Origin of the sequence: Shewanella sp. ALD9, from assembly GCF_002836315.1 — a bacterium.
Classification (GTDB): Bacteria; Pseudomonadota; Gammaproteobacteria; order Enterobacterales; family Shewanellaceae; genus Shewanella.
In genome coordinates this window covers 89,157-95,462 of the sequence record NZ_PJCD01000006.1, presented here as the reverse complement: position 1 = coordinate 95,462, position 6,306 = coordinate 89,157, and the positions used below count along the sequence as shown (strand labels likewise).

The window sequence follows — 6,306 nt, the reverse complement described above, 5'->3', positions numbered from 1 at the left end:
TGACTTGAGAGAGTCGCGAAACAGCCCGCTATATAATAGCGGGCTTTTTTACGTCTGCAATTTATAGTGTAGAGTTTGTTATTGGCCAAAACATGACAGCAGTTTGTCGAATATGCCCATGCGTCCCCTTCGGGGATAAAAGAGTAGGTCATTTCCAGGCGCTTAATTGATTTGAGAGAGTCGCGAAACAGCCCGCTATGATGTAGCGGGTTTTTTGTGTTCAAAATTTGAGGGTATGGTGATTGATAGCATCCATCATAATGCAAACGATATACCCATGCGTCCCCTTCGGGGATAATCAAGAGTAGGTCATTTCCAGGCGCCTAATTGACTTGAAAGAGTCGTGACCTGGCGTGATAATCAGGTATTTTTACTTCTGCCATTTACTGACATGCAGGTCTATAACAATATTTACTTCAGTAAACAAGATGCAAATTTTTTTCACCAGAGTCATTACTGCTAATTCATGGTGACAATGTAAAATATTGTGGAAGATATCATCATTTTTTACATGATATGTAGTAGGTATAAGGCTTTATTGTTTTTTTGCGAGCAATTATTAATCTTGAAACCAAATTTCGGTATCTGAAAATTGATATAATCTATTGTTAACATAAGTTGATTTCGTCTGCTGTATATTCCTACCACTTTAACCTTATTGATAATATGCTAGTGGTTTGAGCTGTGTGCCATACTTCATCTGTGTAAATAAAATAACACTTATCCGTTAAACAAGTTAAAGTGTGTAGATCTATTTAAAGTGTTTAATAAATAAAAAGTTTTTATGTCGTATATGCTATTAGGATTCATAACTATTTCTTTACTTATTGATAAGATTACCGCTAGCATATCTTCATATATTTAATTGGGTGGGTCTATTTTGCCTCGGTTGCCAAAACTTTCTCTGTCTCTACTTGTTCCTGCATGTATCTTTATCCTTTACCTTGGCTTGGTATGTGGGGAGTATTTCTATGAGCATGCAGAGCTAAATGATCAGCTTGCATTAAGACAGTCAGAGCAAATACAGAAAGATTTATTTCGAATGCGGCATGTCGTTGAATCATCGCTGTTGACGCATGATTTAGAACGAATAGAGCAGGAGGTTGCTTTAGTTTCAACAGATCAAAACATGATGGTGTATGTGATACTTGATTCGAGTAGTGAAATTCAATTCGCTAATCATATTATTTGGCGAGAAAGTAATGCCACTAACGTGCTAGAAGGTTATTCTGTTGATTTACATAGAATTGTTATCACCAATAATAAACCTTATTTAAAGGTGAATTTGGACCGTTTATCGATTCAGGCTTACTATCCTCTTAATGCTAATTCTCGTTATAGTTATTCAAATTCTGTAGAGCTTATTTATCTAGAATATGACATTGCCAATATTTTATCAGAAGCGGTTGATAGTCTGTTAAAGCGCTTTATAGAGATATGGGGGATTGGTGCTCTATTGTTGTCTTTATTCTGTGTCATGTTGCATTATTTACTGATTAGACCGTTAACTCAATTAAGCCAAGCCGCTAAAAACCTCGACTCTCCTGATTTCAATACTGATATCGTGTGCACATCGACCGAACTAGTTAACTTACGCGATTATTTGAATCAGGTTAATGGCCGGTTATCTCGCAGTAAAAAACGCCTCAATGATGCAGAGCAACGTTGGCTTTTTGTGGTTGAGGGTGCTCGTAATGGTATTTGGGATTGGTGTATTGCTACTGGCGATGTGTTTGTTTCTGATCGTTGGAAAGATATCCTAGGTTATCAACCTTATGAGCTCGATAATGATTATTCTGTTTGGGAGTCGCGTTTACATCGTGATGATAAGGCGCAGGTATTAAATACCTTACAGAATTACATCAGTAATCAACATGAATATTATGAAAGTGTGCATCGTTTACGTCATAAAGATGGCCGATATATTTGGATTCTAGATCGTGGCAAAATAGTTGAGTGGGATGAATTAGGACGGCCATTACGAATTATCGGCACAATAACAGATGTTTCTGGTGATGTAAAAAGCCAACATATTACAACCGATAAACAGGGTCATAGTGGTCTTACGGATTTAATTAATCGTGATGTATTAGCCGATCAGCTCTATGATTTACAGGTTCTTAGCCGCAAGACTGGTCAGTTTTCTGCACTGCTTATGATTAATTTAGATAATTTTAAATTAATTAATGATGCTTTGGGTCATCAACTTGGTGATAGATTATTAATGCAGATAGCAGCACGCTTATCTGGCACATTTTCTAGTGCTGGTTTGGTTGCTCGACTTGGCGCGGACGAGTTCGTTATTCTAGCCAAAAATTTTGGTAATGAAATTGATCAAGCAAGTAAACGTGCATTAGCATTGGCAAGTGAAGTGAGGCAGTTAATTGGCCGCGGTTACACCATTTCAGATCAAAACTTATCAATTTCAGCTCGGATCGGATTAGTTGTTTTTGATGGTATTGAGTCATTAGAACCTCAAATATTATTGGCCCGTGCAGATAGCGCTCTGGAGCAAGCAAAAGATAGTCGCTCTAATGGTTGCGCTATTTATCAACCGGAATTAGACCAGAATCAAGTGCAACCATTCAAATTACAAAACGAGTTGAAACTGGCTATCCAGAACAAGCAGATGTCATTGGTTTATCAACCCGTTGTTGATCAGGCCGGGCAGCTCAATAGCATTGAAGTACTAATGCGTTGGTATCACCCACAGTACGGATATATTAGCCCGCGTAAGTTTATTGCGTCAGCTGAACTGTCTGATTGTATCTTTGAATTAGAGCTGTGGGCATTAGATCAAGTCTGTGAACTTATTCAAACACTGCAACAGGCAAATGCGACAGTTCCTTTAATGTCATTAAATGTATCTTCACGTCACTTTCATCAAGATCATTTTGTAAACGTAGTGATGAACCGAATCAATGCAGCACATGTCTCTCCTACATTGTTTCAGTTCGAATTATCTGAAGATGTATTCGTGGTGAACGCTAATGTTGCCAGAAACAAAATAGCTGAGTTACAACGATTTGGTGTCAACATTGCGATGGATAATTTTGGTGGAGGTTCTTGCGCGGTCCATTTATTACAAGGTATTCGTTTTTCACAAGTGAAGTTAGCAGCTGTTTATATTGAGGACATCGAATATAACCCTGAAACCTTTAACATAGTGAATGCCATTGTTGAGTTTGCCACTAAGTTAAACTTCCCTGTAGTGGCTAAACAAGTCGAAAATAAGCAGCAACTCAATTTACTGACCCATGCAAAATGTACTTGGTTTCAAGGCTATATTATCAGCCGCCCATTAGCACATGACGACATTATTCAATTAATTAAGACACAGTTATCTTTGAGTGTTGTGCAATAAAGTCAATGGTATGAGATAGGGCGATATTACGCATGTTATCTTTTTCGATGAACACTTCGTGATATGCGCCTTCAATAATGACTTTATGGCAATGAGTACTTAGTGATAAGTTTTGCGCCTCATTGCAGACAATAGTGTCTCTTTCAGCTTGCAAAATTAGTATCGGAGTTTGGCTGTGCTTAGCGTAGTCGATGCATTTCTCCGCTGCATCCATTGCCTCTAGTAACCAATGGTTAGTCGGTGAGCCTAACTGTGCTTTAGTGGTTTCTTCAAAGATGTTGCGATAGTGCTTATAGCGTTGTTGGCTATGAGTGAGTCGGTTGCGTTTAAAGCTGTCTGGTTTGTAATGAGTTCCCCCTATTACAAATGTACTGTGTACTTTATTTGCTTCCAGACGATTATTATCAAGCTTTTGTGCTAGCCACCGAATGATGGGTTTTGTAAACGGTAATCGAATACCAAACATTGGAGCGGAGAAGATTGCTGCCGTAAACGTATTTGGGTGTTGATTAATGTAATCGCTGGCAATGGTGCATCCCATTGAGTGAGCGATGATAAATAGCTCATCATGCTGTTGTTGGCGTACTATCTGATTAATAAATTGAGTTAAGTCTTCGGTATAATCAGTAAAGCTAGCAACATAACCTTGATGTGGATTGTGTGTCAGCCGGTCTGATAACCCTTGTCCTCGATGATCTAAAGCGTAAACGCTAAATCCTTGTTGGTATAAATCAAACATCAATTCTTGATATTTTATATAGGATTCAACTCTGCCATTGCTTATCACGATTGCGCGCTGATTGTTTGGATGTTGGATCATCGCATAGGCAATATTTATACCGTCATCAGTACAGAAACTCGATTGGTGTACTTGTTGCCAAAAGTGTCGTTGCTCACTGGTATCGAGCTTTAGTTCTGATGAAAATTTCATGTAATGCATAGTTATTAAGCCAGCTCATTTATATCTAAAGTATTGTGTGTTCGATGTATTTATCTGTCTGATTATCAGGTACTTTCTTGTTTTATTATCGCCTTTTGGCTAGCAATAAACTCATCAACCATTTGTTCTAATACCGACATTGGGATAGAACCATTTTCTAAAATGGCATCATGAAACTTTCGGATATCAAAGTTTTTTCCTAATGCCTTTTCAGCCTTAGCCCGTAACCGTTTTATGGTTAATTCACCAATTTTGTATGACAACGCTTGGCCAGGCCAGGAAATATAGCGATCTATTTCAGTGGTAACGTTGTGCATTGAAAGTGCAGTATTACCGGCCATAAAATCTATCGCTTGTTGGCGGCTCCAACCTTTAGCATGCATGCCGGTGTCGACGACTAAACGCGCCGCACGCCACATCTCATAGGTTAGCCGGCCAAAGTTACTGTATGGGTCTTGATAAAACCCAGCTTCTACGCCTAAATATTCTGAATATAAGCCCCAACCCTCACCAAATGCAGAGATGTAACTGTAACGTCTAAAATTAGGTAAGTTAGTGAGTTCTTTATTGAGTGATATTTGTAAATGGTGCCCTGGTACTGCTTCGTGTAGGGTTAGAGCTTCAAGCTCATAGAGTGGTCGCTTGTCTAAGGCGTAGGTATTTACCCAATAATAGCCAGGCTCGTCGTCACGGTTTGAACCCGAGTAGCGCCCTGTGGTGTATTTAGGCGCAATTTCAGCAGGTACCGGTGCAATACCATAAGGTGTGCGCGGTAATTTGCCGAAATACTTAGGCAACATGGCATCTGCTTTTTTGGCAATAAATGCTGCTTCTTTAAGTAACTCATCAGCGGTTTTAGGATAAAACTGTGGATCCGTGCGTAAAAACATTAAAAAATCAGCAAAACTGCCTTTAAAGCCAACATCTTTAATTACCTGCTCCATTTCTGATCTTATACGAGCAACTTCTTGTAATCCAAGTTGATGGACTTGTTCAGCTGTCATTGGCAGCGTGGTGTAATACTCAACTCTGTTTTGATAAAACGTAGCGCCATCTGGTAAAGCCGAGGCCGCGATGTCTATTCGTGCGTTGGGAATATATTCTTGAGTCATGAAATCATAAAACTGTTGGTACAGAGGAAGCACGATTTGTTCTACGATTGTTCTACCTTGCTGGGTCAGCATATTTTTTTCTGCTGCGCTAAAATGGTCAGGATAGTGGGTAAACGGAGTAAAGTAGCCGCTGCTCTCAACCGGAACAATAAACGCGCTAATACTGTCTTCGAACCCATTCAGGGTGATTTTTGCTGGGGTAATACCGCTGGCTAAGCCTTGTTTGAGCCAATATGTTTGTTGGGCGAAATAGCGTGGTAATTGCTTAAGTTTAGCTAAATAGTGCTGATAATCTTCAATACTATTGAAGCGAGCTTTAGCAATAGACGCAATATAAGCATGAAAACCACTTTCAGCTGTTATCGGTAAATAGTGGTCATGAAACCGATACATGTCGACTTCGTTTTGTAGCTGGTCTTGTAAAATCTTAGCATTGATGACATCTGATTTGGATAAGTTTTTCCGGTCAAGCTGCTTAAGTGTATGGAGAATTTTGAGCGTCTGTTGGTTCTTTTCTGCTAATGTTTCTGCAGATAAATCGTCAAGCTTTGCAGCTACTGATGCATCTCCTAAACTGGCGGCTAACTCCGGTGAGTAAGCTAAATTAACCGCCCAACTCTGGTCTATAATCGCTTGTAAATCTCTATCTATCTGCGTTTGTTGGCCAGTGATTGGGGTATCAACCTGAGTCGTGGTTGAATGGCTACTACAACCCAATAAACTTAACATTATCAGTGCAGGTAGGATCAGCAAGCGCATCTATAGTCCTTTATGGTTTAATCTGTTTGTTAGCATTAGAGTATGCCCGATTTAAGTATAAAAAACACATTCCAAATTAGCGTTTGCTTTTTAGTGTGGTAGATTCCAGAAAAAAACATTGGCCATCAGAA

At 39.2% G+C, this 6,306-nt stretch carries 3 protein-coding genes; 1 reads left to right on the top strand and 2 read right to left on the bottom strand.

Annotated features, from left to right (window positions below):
- The first annotated feature begins 1,042 nt into the window (after positions 1 to 1,042).
- On the top strand, positions 1,043 to 3,364 hold the full coding sequence (locus tag CXF88_RS14220) for a GGDEF and EAL domain-containing protein (protein ID WP_242445171.1): 2,322 nt from the start codon (positions 1,043 to 1,045) through the stop codon (positions 3,362 to 3,364).
- Here the strand turns inward: CXF88_RS14220 and CXF88_RS14215 are convergent.
- Positions 3,330 to 4,304, bottom strand: coding sequence for an alpha/beta fold hydrolase (locus CXF88_RS14215; RefSeq protein WP_101087465.1), 975 nt, complete (start codon positions 4,302 to 4,304; stop codon positions 3,330 to 3,332). The two genes, CXF88_RS14220 and CXF88_RS14215, sit on opposite strands and share 35 nt — an antisense overlap.
- 65 nt (positions 4,305 to 4,369) lie before the next feature.
- On the bottom strand, positions 4,370 to 6,175 hold the full coding sequence (locus CXF88_RS14210; protein ID WP_101087464.1) for a DUF885 domain-containing protein: 1,806 nt from the start codon (positions 6,173 to 6,175) through the stop codon (positions 4,370 to 4,372).
- Positions 6,176 to 6,306 lie beyond the last annotated feature (131 nt).

Bases quoted from the DNA above. Each gene is read 5' to 3' on its own strand.
- CXF88_RS14220 (WP_242445171.1), top strand. From the start codon at position 1,043: ATGCGGCATGTCGTTGAATCATCGCTGTTGACGCATGATTTAGAACGA.
- CXF88_RS14215 (WP_101087465.1), bottom strand. From the start codon at position 4,304: ATGCATTACATGAAATTTTCATCAGAACTAAAGCTCGATACCAGTGAG.
- CXF88_RS14210 (WP_101087464.1), bottom strand. From the start codon at position 6,175: ATGCGCTTGCTGATCCTACCTGCACTGATAATGTTAAGTTTATTGGGT.